This is a genomic window from Haloactinopolyspora alba (assembly GCF_003014555.1).
GTDB classification, from domain to species: Bacteria; Actinomycetota; Actinomycetes; order Jiangellales; family Jiangellaceae; genus Haloactinopolyspora; species Haloactinopolyspora alba.
Window position 1 is genome coordinate 112,301 of record NZ_PYGE01000006.1, and the last position, 17,040, is coordinate 129,340.

21 protein-coding genes, 2 tRNA genes and 1 other RNA gene are annotated in these 17,040 nt (G+C 66.9%); 13 read left to right on the top strand and 11 right to left on the bottom strand.

Going from position 1 to position 17,040, the window contains the following annotated elements; translation table 11 throughout:
- Nucleotides 1-58: 58 nt before the first annotated feature.
- Nucleotides 59-478, top strand: coding sequence for a hypothetical protein (locus tag CLV30_RS10350; RefSeq protein ID WP_129710899.1), 420 nt, complete (start codon nucleotides 59-61; stop codon nucleotides 476-478).
- Here the strand turns inward: CLV30_RS10350 and CLV30_RS10355 are convergent.
- The 11 genes from CLV30_RS10355 to CLV30_RS10395 all read right to left on the bottom strand — a co-directional run bounded on the left by CLV30_RS10355 (nucleotide 437) and on the right by CLV30_RS10395 (nucleotide 5,209).
- A complete protein-coding gene (locus CLV30_RS10355) occupies nucleotides 437-754 on the bottom strand; it encodes a hypothetical protein (protein ID WP_106537128.1) in 318 nt (105 codons plus the stop codon). The genes CLV30_RS10350 and CLV30_RS10355 overlap by 42 nt on opposite strands.
- Nucleotides 751-1,173 carry a hypothetical protein gene (locus CLV30_RS10360; protein WP_106537129.1) on the bottom strand — a complete coding sequence of 141 codons (423 nt, stop codon included), beginning with the start codon at nucleotides 1,171-1,173 and terminating at the stop codon, nucleotides 751-753. Before CLV30_RS10360 ends, CLV30_RS10355 begins: the two co-directional genes overlap by 4 nt.
- Nucleotides 1,174-1,275: 102 nt before the next feature.
- The gene (locus tag CLV30_RS10365) at nucleotides 1,276-2,277 is read right to left on the bottom strand and encodes a DUF932 domain-containing protein (protein WP_106537130.1); all 1,002 of its coding nucleotides are present in this window, start codon (nucleotides 2,275-2,277) and stop codon (nucleotides 1,276-1,278) included.
- Nucleotides 2,278-2,365: 88 nt separating this feature from the next.
- Entirely contained in the window at nucleotides 2,366-2,569 is a 204-nt protein-coding gene (locus tag CLV30_RS10370) for a hypothetical protein (protein ID WP_106537131.1), read from the bottom strand.
- Nucleotides 2,566-2,724 carry a hypothetical protein gene (locus CLV30_RS26415; RefSeq protein ID WP_165358501.1) on the bottom strand — a complete coding sequence of 53 codons (159 nt, stop codon included), beginning with the start codon at nucleotides 2,722-2,724 and terminating at the stop codon, nucleotides 2,566-2,568. Before CLV30_RS26415 ends, CLV30_RS10370 begins: the two co-directional genes overlap by 4 nt.
- A 16-nt stretch (nucleotides 2,725-2,740) precedes the next feature.
- Nucleotides 2,741-2,806: hammerhead ribozyme type II (locus tag CLV30_RS10375), an RNA gene on the bottom strand.
- 15 nt (nucleotides 2,807-2,821) lie between these two features.
- Nucleotides 2,822-3,433, bottom strand: coding sequence for a DUF7178 family protein (locus CLV30_RS10380; RefSeq protein ID WP_420841967.1), 612 nt, complete (start codon nucleotides 3,431-3,433; stop codon nucleotides 2,822-2,824).
- Nucleotides 3,434-3,454: 21 nt separating this feature from the next.
- Nucleotides 3,455-4,060, bottom strand: a complete 606-nt coding sequence (locus CLV30_RS10385; protein WP_106537133.1) for a hypothetical protein — start codon at nucleotides 4,058-4,060, stop codon at nucleotides 3,455-3,457.
- Between the two features lie 89 nt (nucleotides 4,061-4,149).
- Nucleotides 4,150-4,320 carry a hypothetical protein gene (locus tag CLV30_RS10390; RefSeq protein ID WP_205740581.1) on the bottom strand — a complete coding sequence of 57 codons (171 nt, stop codon included), beginning with the start codon at nucleotides 4,318-4,320 and terminating at the stop codon, nucleotides 4,150-4,152.
- 5 nt (nucleotides 4,321-4,325) lie between these two features.
- Nucleotides 4,326-4,490 (bottom strand): hypothetical protein, encoded by a 165-nt coding sequence (locus CLV30_RS26420; RefSeq protein WP_165358502.1) that lies wholly within the window; start codon nucleotides 4,488-4,490, stop codon nucleotides 4,326-4,328.
- 110 nt (nucleotides 4,491-4,600) lie between these two features.
- Entirely contained in the window at nucleotides 4,601-5,209 is a 609-nt protein-coding gene (locus tag CLV30_RS10395; protein ID WP_106537135.1) for a hypothetical protein, read from the bottom strand.
- Between the two features lie 1,773 nt (nucleotides 5,210-6,982).
- Between CLV30_RS10395 and CLV30_RS10400 the strand changes: the two genes are divergently transcribed.
- From CLV30_RS10400 to CLV30_RS26425, 12 genes are all read left to right on the top strand, one after another.
- Nucleotides 6,983-7,055 (top strand) — tRNA-Asn (locus tag CLV30_RS10400).
- Nucleotides 7,056-7,385: 330 nt separating this feature from the next.
- A complete protein-coding gene (locus CLV30_RS10410) occupies nucleotides 7,386-8,390 on the top strand; it encodes a hypothetical protein (RefSeq protein ID WP_106537137.1) in 1,005 nt (334 codons plus the stop codon).
- A gap of 244 nt (nucleotides 8,391-8,634) precedes the next feature.
- Nucleotides 8,635-8,708, top strand: a tRNA-Lys gene (locus CLV30_RS10415).
- Between the two features lie 122 nt (nucleotides 8,709-8,830).
- The gene (locus tag CLV30_RS10420; protein ID WP_129710900.1) at nucleotides 8,831-9,898 is read left to right on the top strand and encodes a collagen-like protein; all 1,068 of its coding nucleotides are present in this window, start codon (nucleotides 8,831-8,833) and stop codon (nucleotides 9,896-9,898) included.
- Entirely contained in the window at nucleotides 9,895-10,467 is a 573-nt protein-coding gene (locus CLV30_RS10425; RefSeq protein ID WP_106537139.1) for a hypothetical protein, read from the top strand. The genes CLV30_RS10420 and CLV30_RS10425 overlap by 4 nt, the downstream gene beginning before the upstream one ends.
- Nucleotides 10,468-10,487: 20 nt before the next feature.
- Entirely contained in the window at nucleotides 10,488-10,910 is a 423-nt protein-coding gene (locus CLV30_RS10430) for a phage terminase small subunit (RefSeq protein WP_106537140.1), read from the top strand.
- Complete coding sequence (locus CLV30_RS10435) at nucleotides 10,907-12,580, top strand: terminase (RefSeq protein WP_106537141.1); 1,674 nt, start codon at nucleotides 10,907-10,909, stop codon at nucleotides 12,578-12,580. The genes CLV30_RS10430 and CLV30_RS10435 overlap by 4 nt, the downstream gene beginning before the upstream one ends.
- Before the next feature lie 46 nt (nucleotides 12,581-12,626).
- Complete coding sequence (locus CLV30_RS10440; RefSeq protein WP_205740582.1) at nucleotides 12,627-14,102, top strand: phage portal protein; 1,476 nt, start codon at nucleotides 12,627-12,629, stop codon at nucleotides 14,100-14,102.
- Nucleotides 14,099-15,160 (top strand): VG15 protein, encoded by a 1,062-nt coding sequence (locus tag CLV30_RS10445; protein WP_165358503.1) that lies wholly within the window; start codon nucleotides 14,099-14,101, stop codon nucleotides 15,158-15,160. The genes CLV30_RS10440 and CLV30_RS10445 overlap by 4 nt, the downstream gene beginning before the upstream one ends.
- A gap of 77 nt (nucleotides 15,161-15,237) precedes the next feature.
- Entirely contained in the window at nucleotides 15,238-15,828 is a 591-nt protein-coding gene (locus tag CLV30_RS10450) for a hypothetical protein (RefSeq protein WP_106537143.1), read from the top strand.
- A 28-nt stretch (nucleotides 15,829-15,856) separates the two neighbouring features.
- Complete coding sequence (locus CLV30_RS10455; RefSeq protein ID WP_106537144.1) at nucleotides 15,857-16,882, top strand: phage capsid protein; 1,026 nt, start codon at nucleotides 15,857-15,859, stop codon at nucleotides 16,880-16,882.
- A 14-nt stretch (nucleotides 16,883-16,896) separates the two neighbouring features.
- Nucleotides 16,897-17,037, top strand: coding sequence for a hypothetical protein (locus tag CLV30_RS26425; RefSeq protein WP_165358504.1), 141 nt, complete (start codon nucleotides 16,897-16,899; stop codon nucleotides 17,035-17,037).
- Nucleotides 17,038-17,040 lie beyond the last annotated feature (3 nt).

A 17,040-nucleotide genomic window follows, 5' to 3' on the forward strand; every position in this document is an offset into this window, starting at 1 on the left:
GTGCAAGTCCGTGCACATTCATTGAGCACGGTGACCGGCCGTCCCTAGCGTCATGAGCATGACGACGCCCGCAATGGACACGCCACCAACGACCAATGACGGGCCGCGACGCGGAGACGACGCCACGGCCGCGCCGTACGAGTCGCACTATGAGAAGCGCCCGTGTGAGAACTGCGACCGCGTGACCAAGCACCTTGTCACCGAGGTCTACGCAGCCGACGGCAGGCGTACCGGCGGGTTCGCCCGGTGCTGGGAGTGCCCTCCCGAGCTGCTCACAGCGTGGTTGGTCAAGAACGGAATACTGCACTCGGTCATCGTCACCGACGACCAGGACGTCACGGTGGCCAACCGGCCACTCGCCTACGGCAACCGAGGTAACGACGCCGCCGACTACGCACTCACCGCGCTGGGATTCAAGCGGGTGAGCGACTGGGAGTCAGTCCGCGACGTCGCCACGTGCCGGGTTCAGTGGGTCTGATTGCGACTCCCCCTCGTCACTGGACAGTTCGTGGATGTAGCGGGCGGCCTCCGAGTGAGTCACCTCGCGCCTGCTGTCACCCGACAGCAGGCAGATGGTGCCCAGCGCGGGTGACCACGCCACAATCAGGTCGTCGTGGGCGCTGTCGAGCGCCTGATAGATGCGCACCGCATCCATGCCCGGAATCTCGCCGCCGGGCGCGACGGGCGTCACGCGCAAGCCACCCTTGCGGGCCAGGTCGATCAACGCTTGCGCGGCTACGGTCGGCTCGCTCATCGGACCTCGCTCCTCTCGTCACGCACGGCGTGCGCCAGCTCGCGGAGTAGGTCGACGGCGCGGTCGTCGGACTGCGCCCACTCATCACTCAGCGACTCGCACAGGCCGGATGCGTGCTCCTCTCGCTCGGACACCTCGGCCCGCCTTGCGCTCCACTCGTCATACTCGGCGAGTAGCTGCGAGACCTGCGCGGCGGGCGCGTCATCTCCTCGCAGGTCATTCCAGGCCCCGAACGCGGGCAGTCCTGGCGCTGCGGTGACGTAGCGGATCTCGCCGTCCGGATCGTCTTCACGGTGCGCCAGCTCCGCAACGGCAGTAGCCGCCTGTTTCGTCTCGGCACGCACCACGTACTGATACGGGGCCTCGCCGTCGTCGGCCTCCGAGCCCGTGATTGTCACGGTGAAGTCTCTTGTGTCCATGATCTTGTCCTCTCTCGCGTGCGGCTCTGCCCGAGCGGGCAAGGGAGCACCCGTGCCGTCCCCTCGCGCGGCACGGGTGCTCGGCCAACTCACTCGGTCAGGTCAGACGGTGGCCAGCAGGCGCAACGTGTCGGCGTCGAGCTTGTCGACGCCTCCGGAGATGGCGCGCTCCATGTTTCGCTCGGCGCGCGACGCGCCCCGCACGGTGCCCATGTGATGGGTGTGCGTGTTCACCGCCGACAGCACGCCGAACGCGGTGCCGCGCCACGGCGCCACCCGTTCGTCATGGTTGTACAGCCGCCGCAGCTCACCGGCCTTGCGATCCGCGATGGACTGACCCCGCTTGGAATCACCACCGTCACCGACGTGAGCCGCCAGGAACCGCGACCACTGGTCGTCCGTCACGGTCTGCCGCGTCAGCGCTTCCACCTGTTCGGCGAAGTCGTCGGCCACGGCGTGCACGATGCCGAGCGCGTCACGCACGTCACCGATCTTGCGGAGGCTGTTCACCGAGTGCTTGACCTTGACCCGGTTCGCGCTCTCACCGAGCGCAGCAGACAGGGTGTTGTCACAGACAACCACTTGCACGCCCGTCTGATAGGTCGTGGCCATTGACCCGTCCATGGACGTAGCAGCCGTGAGGAACGGCCGGTACTCCACGCCCTCGGTCTTGAGGGTGTCGGCCATCTCCACCTGCACCCACGCCACGGCCCCACCCTTGAGCAGGCCAGCAGAGCCGACCGCAAGGTCAGCATCGAGCAGGGTCTCTACGTTGTGCACGAGCCACTCGTCGTACTGGTGGATGCGGTACCCGCTCTTGAAGATGCCGAGAATCGCGCTCGTGTCGCTGCGCATGATTGCCTTGCGGTCCGGGTCGGTCATCGACAGGACGCCGTCAGGGGTCAGTGCCGACGCCGAGATCTCGCCCTCGATGGCGGTCCAGTCGAACAGCCGACGCCGAACGTCAGCCACCGGCACGGGTCCGGGGTAATGGTTCGACTCGTCGCCCTGCTCTTCGGCTCGGTAGTGCCACGCCGTACCCCGCTTGTCGGTGTATCCGATCAGGGTCTGCGTGTTGAGCCACGTGCTGGTCTCTTGCGACATGGTGACTTTCTCCTCTCCGGTGGCAGGCTCCTCAGGCGTGGCATGCCAAGCCACGCGACCGGGCATGGCCCGGTTTCGCCAGGGGGGGTCAGATGGAGTCCAGATAGCGCTCGTAGGCGAGCGTCAGCGCGGCCGACGCCTCACGCGGGTCAAGGTCGCCAACCAGCACGCGCAGTGCGTCACTCATTCCGCGTAGGTAGGCGCGTCCAACCGGCCTGTAGTCCTCTCGCTGCTCGGCGTCGGCAGCGTCAGCCAGCGCCCGCACCTGCCACTCGCGGCCCTCGCGGATCACCGATCCATCACCAGCCGCGCCGGGGCAGGGTCGGCCATCTCGAGATTCACGACGACGCGGTCAGTGCTCGTGTTGGTGCACCATGCGGAGTCCTCGCCGCTCGCCGGGCAGGCAGGCAGCACGGCCACCAGCAAGGCAGTAAGTAGCTCGATCATGGTTCGCTTCCTCTCGTCTCGGCAGGCTCGTCAGCCGTGGCATGCCAAGCCACGGGACACACCGCGCGGGTGTGTTTCGCCGCTCTCACTAGTGCACCTAGGCAGCACGCCATGCCGTCCACGTCACGGCTTGCATTTGCCCGGCAGTTACGCCACCCACGGCGTCCGCCGCACGCCGATAGGCACGGGCGAACCGGTCGTACATGCCCTTGCGTGCGAGCGCTTGCCGTGCTGCGTCACCGGTCTTGCGGCCGACCGCAATGTCAAAGGCGTGACGGTCGATCACGACACCGGCATGAGAGTCAGGCTCGAGAATCGCAAGGTAGAAATTCCTGACCTTGTCGCCGCGCAGCACGGCCAGCGGGTCAGCGCCGGACAGAATCGCGTCCGCCTTAGCGACGTTGTCTAGCAACGCGCCGCTCGCATAGCCACGCGCCACGGCGTCGGATGCAAGGGCCTTGTTCCGCCCCCACGGCATCCGTGGCGACAGTGCAGCCAGCACGCCGACCGCCGTAGGGACATCATCGGTCAGGGATGCCGCGAACTCATGCGCGTCTCGATACCAGCGCATGCCGTCGGACCGTTCGGCCGACGTCGCGCGTTCATACACGCGCAAGACATTAGGCGTGGTGGGTCGCAATACGGTTCCTCTCGGTGTGAATTGGCAGGCATCATCAGGCATGGCATGCCAGGCCATGCGACGGCGCATTGTGCGCCGTTTCGCCAGCTGTCAGGAATGCTTGCGGATCACGTCCAGCAATTCGCGCGCCAGCCCCGGATCGACGTTGTTGACCTCTAGGTGCATGCGCGAGCCGTCACTATTGGTGATGACCTCCCCGCGCGGACCGTCCTTGCCGAACGTGCCGAACATGGCAGCGGCTTTGTGGTCGCTTTGCCAATGCGACGGCCGCGAAGGGTTGTCCATGCGCGAAACAAGCGATTCCATCACCGCATCACGCCGCCCTATCGCGTCACGGTGAGCCGCTAGAGCGGCCTTGCCGCGCGCCATTTCGTCGCGGTACGTCGGCAGAACTCGGCGCACAATCTCTCGCGCCACCGTGGCCGCGCCACGATTCATGGCGACGGTGATCGTAGGGCTCTCCAGTCGTGGCGATGCCTGTCGCGCGGCAGCGAGATCATGCACGCCGTAGATCTCGACACGGCCCGGCCGGTTGTCGGTCAGAATGGCAATGCGCTCACCATTCGGCCCGTACAAGTCGAGTCCCCGATAGCGGATCTCGGCGTCAGCGGACCATGCGCCGTCGGTCAGGCTCGCCAGCTCACGCGCCACGGCGTGGCCAAGCTCGCGGACCTCTAGGCGCCGTTCGTCGATCATGTCAATTCCCCTCGCTCGATTGAGCGTGCCCGTGTTGGCACACTGGAGGTCTCACTAGTGCACCTAGCCATGGCGAGACCCCCGGCATGTCAACGCGACAGCAGGAGATCAGCAGGGAACTTGCGGACACGCCCGGACCGGTCCATCAGTACGTGTACGTACTTGCGGCCGATCTTCTGGACGTTGCCGAACTGGTCACCGGACATCCATGCATCCGTCGCAGGGTGAGCTTCCACGCGCTGCCCGATGGTGAATTCCATGTCTTCTACCTCCATTCAGAGAGCCGGGCCACCGGCTCGAATCGCGATTCGATCGAAAACGTGCCGTTGTGCCACTCCTGCCACTCGACAAGTGCCACGGCTTGGCCGTTGTCGACGTGCGCCGAGTAGCCACGCTTGCGCAGCACTCGCACGGCGTCATGCGCGGTCATGCGTTCCTCTCTCTGTCGCACGCACCACGTCGGCGCGTGTCAGTGAGTGCCCCGGATTCGAACCGGGCGACCAATGGCCGGACCGTCACACTCTGATCTCACTAGTACATTCATGCCGCGACAGTCGCGAGCTTCCGTCGCGTGGACTCGACAATGTCGGACCACGCGCGATAGCCCGTGCCGTCCCAGTCGCCATAGTGATCGTGCTCCGAAACCGACTCCCGCAACGCCATTTCGATAACGTTGTGATCTAGGTCGTCAAGCGCGTCATACTCCGCTTCCGACACGTCGTCTCGGTAGCGCAGATCACGACGGAAGTCGTGTACCGCGCCGTCCTCTAGGTATGCGCTCTGGTCTTCGTCTTCGAGCTCTGACCAGTCGGTCTCGTCATAGACCGCGTACTGTTCGGCGAGACCCTGCGCAATCTGACCGATCATGGTTGTGTCGTCCCGGCCCACGAAAGCGAGCCCGTACCCGTCGCAATACGACACCTTGACGAGAATTCCGTTTTCATCCTCACCACGGATGCCGAAGTCGCGGATTAGCGAACGGTAGTTCGATCGGTCGACGCTGTAACCGTCGAACCATGCACCGTCGTTCGCTTGCCGAATGATGGTCAGTGGCACGGTGTGACCCTCGGTTGTGTTGCTCCGGGTGGACACGATCCGCACATAACCGTCGGCAACGTCCTCGCGGCTAGCAAAAACAGTGTTCAGCATGATCTTTCCTTCCAACCGTGACCGTCGTTCGGCTCGACGATCGACCGCGGACGCCTAGGGATTCGCACCCTGTATCGCTATGCCTACCGATACCGAATCGCGGATTATGGGCATTGATTGCGTCCGTTTTCTATGGGAACCGTCGGGCTGGGTCATGGCGTTTAGTTCGCGTGCGAAGGTTCGGCCTCTTAGCCACTCGCGCCATTCGAACTAAGGCGATGTCCCGTTTACTGCGATTGGTCCTCACCGCTCGCAGCCGGTCCGTTGTGAAGTTTGTGTGTTCCCTGCTCCCCGATGTCCAGCTACCGACCCTGACGAGCGCTAGACCGGAACGGTCCTGCCTGACTCTCGTCTGACCCGTGATCCCCGGCTCTGCCGTGGTGGGTCCGTCTCGGCTGTTTCGGTGTTGCTGTGGAACTGATGAGAACAGTAGGTCACGGTCCAACTAGTTCGCAACTCCACTTCGGCCGGAAACGGCCCGGATCGGCCGGTTCTCGAGATCGGCACCTGCTCTGACCAGCGGTGAAGGAATTTCCAAGATTTTTTTGGCTGAGGCTTTGCGTGCCCTCCCCAGCTCCACAGATGATCATGTTCTGTGCTGGTCAGAACTGTTGTGTCGGTCGGCCGTTCGCTTTATCGCGCTGACCGATGGGCCGTGCGCTAGTTGGACTCGCCTTGGTGGGTTTTCGCTTACGCGCGCGTGCGCGCGTGTGTCTGCCTCGCTATGGCTCTGCCGTGGTGCGCCTTGACCGGTAGCCCGTGCCCGTGCTGGCCCGGTCCGCTATGGCCGCTTGCCCGCTTGCTTAGCCCTGGCTGCCTTGCCAGTCGCCTGCCCTAGGCATGCCTCGCCTTGCATGCCTTGCTTGCACTGCTTAGGCATGGCTTACCTTGTATGCATCTCTATGCGTAGTGACGCATGATCATGCGACGTGCGGAGTCGTCTTGACAACGCGGCCAGGGTGGGGTACATCCCCCGCGCGACGGGGAGGGGCACCGTTTGTACTCAGTGCCTCCGATTGTGTACGGGTTCCAGAGTCGATTCTGGCGCCTGGCCCGCACCCTCAACCGGTCGACGCGCAGAGGACGGCCGCATGAATATGCGGCGACTGCTCCGGGCGGACGAAATCGCCCCGGCCATGCACGGTCGCCAGGAGTCTCCCTTTTACTCTGCCGCTGGCGCTTGCCGGCACCGGGTGGCGAAGCCATTCCGGGGCCGGTGGGCGTCGGCGAATGAGGGTTGAAGTCCTGGCGTAGGAATAGAGTCTAATGGGCGGGGCGGCAGCCCCGCCCATATGTAACAGGGGTAGGTCCTGTGGGCGCCGCAGGCGCCCCAAAGGACAGGCATTGGAAAGCGCCTGGCGAAGGTCTGGACATGCCCTTGGGCACGGCTCGCCGACGCCTCGACCCGCCAACGCCAGGGCTCTGCGTCTGCTCACATCGCGAGACCTTCCTGGGCGGTGCTCGGCATCATCGCAGCTCAGCACGTGTGTAACGGAGGTCACAGGGCGTCCCTTGCAAGTACCCCCGCCCCGGCTCCGCATACACAGAGTGTGAGCAAGGAACAAGAGAGGCTAGAGCCAAGAGCCAAGAGCCTTGGTTCTTTGGAATCCAGAGCTAGAGCCTTGCTTCTTTAGAATCCAGAGCTAGAGCCTTGGTTCTTTAGAATCCAGAGCTAGAGCCTTGGTTCTTTAGAATCCAGGCCTAGAGCCTAGAGCAAGGCGCACATACCTCCCCGAGTCGACAGCGTGAAATCGCAATACGTCGTCGGGGCATTCTCCGGTAGCTCAATTGGCAGAGCACCCGGCTGTTACCCGGATGGTTTCAGGTTCAAGTCCTGACTGGAGAGCAATGGAGGTGGATCAGTGCCCTGGTCCACCTCCGATAGACGACAGCGCTTGCCCCGCAACTGGAGACACATAGTTGCCCGCATCCGACGGCGGGACAAGGACCGCTGCCAGGTCCGCCTTGCGGACGGCTCGCAGTGCCCGAACTCGTACGGCGCGATCGACCACATCCGAAATGACGACGATCACCGCGACGAGAACCTTCGGGTCATTTGCGACCCGCACCACGCAGAGAAGACCGGCAAGGAGTCGGCGGCCGGCAGGGCCGCGAACCGGCGAAAGCAGCAGGCGAAGTTCCGACGCACCGAACAACATCCAGGATTGGTGGGCTGATGGCGAACGCCAAGAAGCTGTCGATGGCCAACACCACGGCCCAGTGGTTCCAGGACAACTTCACCGGCGGCGACATGTCCGACGGCGTGCTCGAGAAGATCCTCCTGCACTCCACGGAGACTCGGAGCTGGCCCGGCTACAGCGGCGGCGCCAGCTCGCCGACGCTCACGATCGACCCGTGGGCCTGCGAGGTTCGGCAGCATCACGATCTCGACCGCAGCGCCCGCGCCCTGCGCGACCCGTCCTACACCGGCGTCCGCGAGAACCGCGACGGCGTGGTGCAGATCGAGATCATCGGATACTGCGACCCCGGCCTGGTCGCCGACTACGGCCACGACATCGGCGAGATCCCGGACGACGGGCTCCGGCTCATTGGCCAGGTGCTGGCCGAGATCGCCGTCGAGTGGGACGTCCCGCTCAAGGCGGCCGAGCGCTGGCTGAGCTACCCGGCCAGTTACGGCGACTCCAGCGTCCGCATGTCCGGCGAGGAATACGACGCCTTCAAGGGCGTCCTCGGCCACATGCACGCATCGGGGAACACGCACGGCGACCCCGGCGACATCGATATCGACACGATCATGCAGTACGCCCGCGAGTTCGCCGGGCAGGAGGAGGACGAGTTGACCCCCGAAGACAAGCAGTGGATGGCCGACTGGCACAAGAAGCACCTGGAGCACGACGTGTTGCCGGGCGTGGAGGGGGCCGTGCGGGCTGGCGTTCTGTCGGCGTTCGAGGACGCCGACGAGCGCAACGGGCCATTCGGGCGCCGGTTCGGGAGCGTCCTGAACAGCCTGTTCGGCCGCCTCATCCGGAGGCACGTGAAGAAGGCGTGGGGCGCTGCTGCACGCAGAGACTCGCCGTTCGGCCGCCAGATGGGCACGTCGGTCCACCGGGCATCGAACCTCACGGGCGCCCCGGCGACGCCGGACCAGGTCGAGGCCCTCGTGCGGTCGGCTATGGACGACCTGGCGGCGAGGCTCGCCGCTGAGCGCGACGGCAAGTGACGCGCTGAACAGGCTGGTCGCCGAGTGCGGGCAATAGCCCCTCGGTGATCCCCGCGGCGCGGGGTTGAGGCGCCCTCCTCTCCGTCTCCCCCGCGCCGCCATTCTTGCTCCTGGCGGACCGACCACCCGTTAGAGGAGTGCAACACCTGCGAGGGCTATCCCACCGGAGCGCCTCTGGCCGTGGTGGCCATGCCCAGCCCGGCCCCCTCGCAGCGCGGACAGGCCCTCGCCGTGGTCCGCACTCGCGTCCGTAGCTCAGTTGGTCAGAGCAGCCGGCTCTTACCCGGCGAGTCCCTGGTTCGAGTCCAGGCGGGCGTACGACGGGCCGGCCGAGGCCCTGCGTCCACGGCGACGACGGGCGGCGCCCCTGGGTCGGCCCTGCCCCATCAACTTCATAGGAGGTCCCTGTGGCACTGCCTGGCGAGGTCGAATACGGCCGCGTGACTGGTCGCTTCCTCCAGGCGGTCGCCGACGGCGCGGACCTGGACAGCAACCCCGACGGGACGCCCGTCACCGGCTTCGTGACGTTCACGCCGTCGCCTACGTACGTGCGCTACCCCGTAGCCACCCCGGACCCCGCGACGATCGTCCCGCAGGCCATCACCTGCCCGATCGACCAGGACGGCTACCTGCTCGACGCTCAAGGCAACCAGGGCGTCATGCTCGTGGCCACCGACGACCCCGACGGCAACCCCGTCGACTGGACCTACGAGGTCCGGCTCGACTTCGGCGTGCTGATCGATCCGTTCCACATCAATGTCCCCGCGGGTGGCGAGGTCGACCTGACCACGCTGATCCCGGTGTCTGAGAGCGACGGCGTCCAGACGATCCAGGGGCCGGCTAACGTCCTGTCGATCGGCGACGTGGCGACCAGCGCCCCCGGCACGCCCGCCGCGGTCTCGGTCGAAGGCGAGACGCCGAACCAGACGCTGAACTTCACCCTCCCGCGCGGGCAGGAAGGCCCGCCCGGCACCGACGGCCGGGACGGCAGCCCCGGCCCGGCGAACGTCCTGTCCATCGGCACAGTGGCTTCGGGCACCGAGCCGTCGGCCACGATCACCGGCACCTCACCGAGCCAGACGCTGAACCTTGTCTTCGAGAAGGGCGACACCGGCGCCACCGGGCCACAGGGACCCGAGGGTCCGGCCGGGCCTGCCGGCGAAGACGGCGCCCCGGCCGAGCGCCCCGTCGTCGACCTCCCGTCGGGGAGCACTGTCAACGTTGACGCCTCGACGACCGGCCTTGTTGGCCGCGTAACGCTCGCCGTCGACACGACGTTCACCCTCACCACGCCGCCTTCCGACGGCCGCGAGAGGGTCGTCACGCTGGTCCTCACCCAGGACGCCACTGGCGGGCGCACGATCGCGCTCCCTGCTTCGGTCTTGTGGGCACAGGGTGTCCCGTACACGAGCGGCGCCCCTGCTGGGGCGGTCGACGTGCTGCACCTGCTCTGGGACGGCGCCGTGTGGATGGCCGCCGTTGGGGCTGTGGGGATGGCGACGGCGTGAGGGGCCTCTTCGCCGAAGACCGGTTCGAGGCCATTGCCCCGACCCAGGACCTCTTCACGAACATCGCCAGCGGGACTACGCCTCTGAGCAACTACCAGGGCACCGAGGTCACCGTCGTTACCTCCTGGTACGCCGCAACCAGGCCCACCGACAAGCCGCACATTCGCCTCGCTGCGGGTGGCTCCACGCTCGGCCCGCGCCTCCTCCAGGAGTCAGCGCTGGGGGGCATCTACGCCTCCACGGAGAGCGAGGACGCCTTCGGAAACACAATCGCGCAGGTTGATGTCCCGCCGAACTGGAACGAGGGTGTCCCTCACGTCATTGCCTCACGGGCGCGGCCGAATGAGGTCGACGTTCGCACAATGCTCGACTACGCAGCAGTGACGTTCGACGGAGCGCCCGAGTACCTGGTCGAGTCGCTCGAAGTCACGAACCCCACGCCCGTCAACGCCATCGCGATCTATCGGCGCTGGTTGACCGACTGGGAAGTCGTCAACGTCATGGCTTATCTGCGCCGTGCCACGACCCCCGAAGGCGTCTACGTGAGGTCGTGGCCAGTCCCGATGTAAGCCCAGAGGAGGTGACCTGCATGCCTGGCCCGACACCGAAGCGCTCCGAGGAGCGCCGTCGCCGCAACCAGCCCGAAGGCGTGCAGGTCACCAAGGGCGAGGCCATGCCCGTCACGTGGGACATCGAGCCCGACGTGAACTGGCACCCGATCGCGCTCCGGCTGTACGAGAGCGCAGCCACGTCCGGCCAGTCCCGCTACTACCAGGACACCGACTGGGCGCTGCTGTACTCGCTCTGCGACGACTTGAGCCACTACAAGAACTCGCGCGTCCGGTCCGGGCAGATGCTCCAGTCGATCATGACGGCGCTCCAGAACCTCATGCTCACCGAGGGCGACCGGCGCCGGCTGCGCCTGGAGCTGGCCGAGCCCGAAGCGCCGACTGAACTCGCCTCCGTCACCGCCATCAACGACGCCCGAGCTGCGCTCGGCGTGGGCGAGTGACGGGGCCGTTCGGTACCCCGACCCCCGAGCCCATAACCCCGGTCACCCTCGGCCCGACGTGGGAGAAGAACGAAGACGGCTCCTGGCGTCTGCCCGAGTACACGCTCGGCTGGGAGATTATCGGCTGGGTCGGGCAGTACCTCCGGACGCCCGAGGGCGGCCCGTGGCGATACACGCCGGAACAGATGCGCTTCATTCTCTGGTGGTACGCCCTCGACGAGCGTGGCGTGTTCGCCTACCGCACCGGCGTGCTCCAGCGCATGAAGGGCTGGGGCAAGGACCCGCTCTTGGCCACGATGGCCATTGTCGAGTTCGTCGGGCCGAGCCGATTCTCGCACTGGGGGCCTGGCGGCCAGCCGGTCGCGCGGCGCGTCGAGAGCGCCTGGGTCTCGATCGCCGCCGTTTCGCAGAGCCAGACCCGCAACACCATGCGCCTCCTTCCGTCGCTCATGTCGCCGGAACTGATCGCCGAGTTTGGCATCGACGTCGGCAAAGAGATCCTGTATGCGGCTGGCGGCCACATGCTCGAGGCGGTTACTTCCAGCTACCGCACGCTGGAGGGGAACCGCACCACTTTCACGATCCTGAACGAGACTCACCACTGGGTTTCCGGGGTCGGCGGTCACGACATGATGGACGTGATCGAGGGCAACTCGACGAAGATGAACGCCCGGTGGCTGGCGATCACCAACGCGTACATGCCGGGCGAGGACAGCGTCGCCGAACGCCACCGCGACGCCTACGTCCAGGTCGCCGAGGGCCGGGCGGTCGACACGGGCTTCCTGTACGACACGCTCGAGGCTCCGGCCGACGCGCCGCTCACGGCAGAGGTCATTCCGCTCGTCCTCCGTGTGGTTCGCGGCGACGCGACCTGGCTGGACATCGAGGCGATCACCAAGTCGATCCTCTCGCTGACACAGAGCCTCCAGCGCTCGCGCCGCATGTACTACAACCAGATCGTCGCCGACGAGGACGCGATCTACGGCGAAGACCAGATCACGCCGCTGCTCTCGAAGCTCCTGCTCCAGGACGGCGACGAGATCGTGCTCGGCTTCGACGGGTCGAAGTCGCGTGATGCCACTGCACTAGTGGGACTTCGCTTGAGCGACCGCCTGGTGGTGCCGCTCGGAATCTGGGAGAAGCCGCTCGGCGAAGCCGGCGAGGGCTGGGAGGTCGACACCGAGGTCGTCGACTCGTTCGTGCATGAGGCGCACAGGCGCTTCCGGGTGCGGGCGTTCTACGCCGACGTCGAGCAGTGGGAGTCGTACATCGACTCCTGGTCTCGGCTGTACGGGGAGAGCTACGCCGTGCGCCCGTCAAACAAGTCGGCCATCGGCTGGGACTTCCGCGGCTCGCAGCAGCTCGTCACGCGAGCCCACGAAGCCCTGGTGTCGAGCATCTTCAACGCCAGCCTGCGCATTGCCCGCAGCGCCAAGCCGCTTCTGGGCGGTCATGGCGACATCGGTGCGACGTTGCGCCGGCACATCCTCAACGCCCGGCGACGGGTGAACAACTACGGCCTGAGCTTCGGCAAGGAGAGCAAGGACAGCCCGAAGAAGGTCGACGGCTACGCCGCCCTGATGGCCGCACACCAAGCCGAGCACGACTACCACGAGCGCGGCCAGAAGAAGCCCACCGGAAAGCGCGCCGGCCGCGTCCACTTCACGTAGGAGGAGCACCTTGGATATCGATGCGCTCGCCCTGGACGAGGAGTCCGTGCGCGCCCGCGCCGAGGAGCTGCTCTGCATCCTGCATCGCGACCGCGAGGCCCACGACGGGCTAATGGCCTGTGACCGGTACATCAAGGGCGACCACGACGACCCGTACATGCCGAAGGACGCCACGAAGGAGTACAAGCTCCTCGCCAAGCGGTCGGTCACGAACCTCGTTCCGCTGGTCATCGCCACGCCGGCGCAGGGCCTGTATGTGGATGGCGTCCGCACGAGCGACCCGGAGAGCGACGAGAACGCCCAGGAATGGGCGGCCTGGCAGCGCTCCGGCATGGACAAGCGCCAGGGCTCGCTCTACCGCGGCGCCTTCGGCTACGGGCACTCGTTCGTACTCACCGAGGCCGTCGAAGACAACCCGAGGCAGGGTCGCATGCGCGTCCTGTCGCCGCTGCGGACCGCCGTCGGTTACGACGACCCGGTCAACGACGACGCGCCGCTCGCGGCGATCCACGTCAAGCGCTGGCCGCGCCACGTAAAGCGGGACGACAAAGAGAGCGAGCAGGAGGGCATCGCCCGCTACTGGGACGAGGTCGACGAGTATGAGGTCCGCTTCAAGTCGTTCAGCGACATTACCAGCGTGACCAGGGTTGGCCCGCACGGCAACAGCGAGTGCCCGGTTGAGCGGTTCGCCCCGCACGTCGACCTGGACGGGCGCACCACGGGCCTTGTCGGCCCGCTGATCCCGCTCCAGGACAGGATCAACCAGACGGTCTTCGACCTCTTGGTGGCCCAGACCTTCGGCTCGTTCAAGGTCCGCTACGTGACCGGCATGGAGCCGTCGTACGTGCTCGACCCAGAGACCGGCGAGCCCAAGCTCGACGACAACGGCCAGCCGATCGAGAAGCCCGTTCGCGCTCACCTGACGCGGTTCATGATGGCCGAGTCGCCGGATTCGCAGTTCGGCGAGCTGGGCGAGACCCCCCTCGACGGCTACATCAGCGCAATCGACATGGGCATCCGCCACCTGGCCGCCATCGAGCAGATCCCGCCACACCACCTGCTCGGGCAGGTTGCCAACCTCTCGGCTGAGGCGTTGAACGCAGCGGAGACGGCGCTGGCGCGGAAGATCGAAGAGTTCCAGCACAGCTTCGGTGAGTCCTGGGAGCGGGTCTTCCGGCTCGTTGGTGAGCTAGAGGGCAACGCGGCGCAGGCCGGCGACTTCGGTCTCGAGGTGGTCTGGCGCGACATGGGCGCCCAGAGCCTGGCTCAGACGAGTGACGCACTCGGCAAGCTGCACCAGCTGCTCGGCGTGCCGCAAGAGGGCCTCTGGCGCCGTGTGCCGGGCGTGACCCCGCGCGAGCTGGAGGAGTGGAGGGACCTGCGCGCGGCGCAGCCCGACGTGGCGCTCGCCAATGGCAACCGCCGCGCCACCGCTCCGCGCGAAACGCCGGCCGAGCCCGAAGGGCTGTCGGGTGACGTCATACCGCCGCAGCCGAGCACCCTGGAGGTTCCGGCCGCATGACGACCCCGGCGCACATCCGCGAAGCGGAAGAGGCGTCGGCCGCGTTCCAGCTCGCACTCGCCCAGATCGGCGTCGAGACCACGGCTGAGGCGCTGGAGCTGTGGGAGAGCGTCAACCCCGCTCGGCTCGCAGCCACGGCTCAGCAGTGGCTCGACCGGGCCGTCCAGCTCATCCTCACCCGGCGCCGACAGAGCCGCGCACTGGCGATGGCCTACTACCGCCTCGCCCGCGCACTGCGCACGGGCCGGACGGTCGCTGACCCCACCCTCCCGAGCCCGCGCTACGTGACCCTAGAGGTCTTGCGGGGCGAGTTCCGGGCGCTGGCTGGCGTCGAGTCCGACCTTCCGCCCGACGAGGTCGTCGAGCCGAGTGATGAGCCCGAGCCTGAGCCGGGTGAGCCAAGTGAGCCGATTGACGAGGACCGCGTCCCGGTCGAGGAGATCGAGGACCTGCGAGCCGAGGAAGAGCGCCGGGAGCGCGAAGCCGAGGAAGAGGCCCGACTCGTCCTGGACGCACTCGGCCCGGCCAACATCGAGCGCCAGCTCGAAGACCTCGGCGACGATCGACTCGAGGAACTGTCCGCCCGCGAGGTCGACGAGCTGCGCGAGCAGGCGCACGCGAAGGCCGGCGCTCGACAGGCCGCCGCCGCATCCCGCGTCGCCCGCAACGGCGGCCGGGACCTCATCAAGGCTGCCGGCGACCGCGACGAGCGGGTGCTCGGCTACGTGCGGCTGTCCCGCACCGGCACCCCCTGCGGGTGGTGCGCGATGCTCCTGTCTCGCGGCTTCACGCCGAAGTCCGGCCCGTACCGCTCGCAGTCGTCGGCTGGCCCGACGCGGCAAGAGCTGGTGGCCGGGACTGCCGCAGACGTCGACCGGTACCACGACAACTGCAACTGCTACGCGGAGCCCGTCTACAGCCGCGAGCAGCTCAACAACTCGCCGCTCTTCGCGCTCAATCGACGGTACGCGCAGGAGTGGCCGCGAGTGACCCGCGGAACGTCCGGGCGAGACGCCCTGTCCGTGTGGCGCAAGTACATCCGATCCCAGCAGGACTGACGCAGTCCAGCTTCCCCAAGGCCCGCCCAGGTGGCGGGCCTTTCGCATGTCCACACCGATCCGCCCTGGAGGCGTAAGTGTTCCGAAGCACCGCTCAGCTCAACAAGCCCGCCCTGCCCGGCTTCCTCACTGGCCTGGCATTCGACACCGACCCCGAAGGCGGCTCCGGAGGGGGCGGCGAAGGCGGCGAGGGCGGTGCACCGTCCGGGGGCGCAGGCCCCGGCGAAGGTGGCGACGGGGGCGAGCCCAAGGTCTACGACCAGGCATACGTCGACAAGCTCCGCAACGAGGCCGCGTCCTACCGGACCAAGCTCCGCGACACCGAGGCCAAATTCGAGGGCGCCAAGACGGCCGACGAGGTCGAGGCGCTGACCAAGGAGCTGCGCAACACCATCTCGGGCTACGAGGCCGACGCCCTGCGCCGCGAGATCGCCGACGAAGTCGAGCTGCCGACCGCCCTCGCCAGCCGGCTGACCGGCTCCACGAAAGAAGAGCTGCTCGCCGATGCGAAGGCGCTCAAGGACCTGGTGCCGAAGCCCGCTCCGAGCAAAAAGAGCGGCTCGGTAAGCGGCGGCCTCGACCCCACGGATCAGCCGGAAAGCAGCGCCCCGAAGGACCCCGGCGAGAGCGCGGCCAAGTACGGCCCGCGCGCCCAGTCCATGTTCTGACCCACCACGCCTCTAGGAGAGAAGAACTGTGGCACACACCGTTGTCAAGCCCGAGAAGCTGGCCGATCACGCTGTCGGCGTCCTGGCCGGCGAGGTCGTCGTCCCGAACCTCATGGTCAAGAAGGGCATCGAGGACTACAAGGGCGCCAAGGACGACACCCTGAACTTCAAGGTGAAGGGCACCCTGCCCTTCCGCGAGTACGGGTGGCGAAACGACCGCTCGACCGCGATCCAGTTCGACGAGTACGCCGAGACCAAGGTCTCCGTGACGTTCGGCGGCAACATCTACCAGGGCGTCGCCGTCACCGACGAGCAGGCCGAGATGGACTTCCAGTCCTACACCGGCCTGATCAACCCGCAGGCCGAGGCCGTGGGTCGTGGCCTGGAGTCCAAGGCCGTCTCCCACCTGGAGGCCGCGCCGTACGAGGTCGTCATCCCGGTGACCGTCGGCTCCGAGCACGGTGCGTTCGTCGAGGCTCGGCGCGCGCTGAACCTGCTCCGCGCTCCGGCCGAGCAGCGGATCATGCTGGTCGGCTCGAGCTTCGAGGCGAACCTGCTCAACAACGACAAGTTCAACCGGGCGGACTCGGTCGGCGAGAGCGCTGCCAACACCGCGCTGCGCTCGGCCACCATCCGCAACTGGATGGGCTTCACGGTCATCACCTCGCAGGAGATCGACCCGGACAGCGCCTACGCCTTCGTGCAGTCGGCGAACGTCTGCCTGACGGCCGCGCCGAGCGTGCCGTCGAGCGTGCCGTTCGGCGCGTCGGCCTCCTACGGCGGCTTCGCCATGCGGTGGCTGCGCGACTACGACACCGTGCACCAGCAGGACCGCTCGGTGGTCAACACCTGGTACGGCTTCCAGTACACCAAGGACATCCTGGTCGGCCCGCACGCGACTGCCGGCCAGAAGCCGCTCCAGACCGGCGAGCACTTCCTCCGCGGCGTCAAGCTCGGCGTCGGCGCCACGGCGAAGTACCCGGACCCGACCGTGGGCAGCCCGACCGAGGTCCTGGCCCAGATCACCGGCCTCACGGACCCTTCAGCGGCCTGACGGGAGCCAGCGTGATGGCCGCTGGCCACACGTTCACGACGACGGCGGCCTCCACCGACGAGGCCGCCTCGCCGACCCCGGTCAGGCAGAAGAGCACCACCAAGAAGTCCACCACCAAGCGGACTTCCAGCAGCAAGCCCAAGAGCACGGACTGACCC

Bases quoted from the DNA above. Each gene is read 5' to 3' on its own strand.
- CLV30_RS10350 (WP_129710899.1), top strand. From the start codon at position 59: ATGACGACGCCCGCAATGGACACGCCACCAACGACCAATGACGGGCCG.
- CLV30_RS10355 (WP_106537128.1), bottom strand. From the start codon at position 754: ATGAGCGAGCCGACCGTAGCCGCGCAAGCGTTGATCGACCTGGCCCGC.
- CLV30_RS10360 (WP_106537129.1), bottom strand. From the start codon at position 1,173: ATGGACACAAGAGACTTCACCGTGACAATCACGGGCTCGGAGGCCGAC.
- CLV30_RS10365 (WP_106537130.1), bottom strand. From the start codon at position 2,277: ATGTCGCAAGAGACCAGCACGTGGCTCAACACGCAGACCCTGATCGGA.
- CLV30_RS26415 (WP_165358501.1), bottom strand. From the start codon at position 2,724: ATGATCGAGCTACTTACTGCCTTGCTGGTGGCCGTGCTGCCTGCCTGC.
- CLV30_RS10380 (WP_420841967.1), bottom strand. From the start codon at position 3,433: ATGCGCCGTCGCATGGCCTGGCATGCCATGCCTGATGATGCCTGCCAA.
- CLV30_RS10385 (WP_106537133.1), bottom strand. From the start codon at position 4,060: ATGATCGACGAACGGCGCCTAGAGGTCCGCGAGCTTGGCCACGCCGTG.
- CLV30_RS10390 (WP_205740581.1), bottom strand. From the start codon at position 4,320: ATGGAATTCACCATCGGGCAGCGCGTGGAAGCTCACCCTGCGACGGAT.
- CLV30_RS26420 (WP_165358502.1), bottom strand. From the start codon at position 4,490: ATGACCGCGCATGACGCCGTGCGAGTGCTGCGCAAGCGTGGCTACTCG.
- CLV30_RS10395 (WP_106537135.1), bottom strand. From the start codon at position 5,209: ATGCTGAACACTGTTTTTGCTAGCCGCGAGGACGTTGCCGACGGTTAT.
- CLV30_RS10410 (WP_106537137.1), top strand. From the start codon at position 7,386: ATGGCGAACGCCAAGAAGCTGTCGATGGCCAACACCACGGCCCAGTGG.
- CLV30_RS10430 (WP_106537140.1), top strand. From the start codon at position 10,488: ATGCCTGGCCCGACACCGAAGCGCTCCGAGGAGCGCCGTCGCCGCAAC.
- CLV30_RS10445 (WP_165358503.1), top strand. From the start codon at position 14,099: ATGACGACCCCGGCGCACATCCGCGAAGCGGAAGAGGCGTCGGCCGCG.
- CLV30_RS26425 (WP_165358504.1), top strand. From the start codon at position 16,897: ATGGCCGCTGGCCACACGTTCACGACGACGGCGGCCTCCACCGACGAG.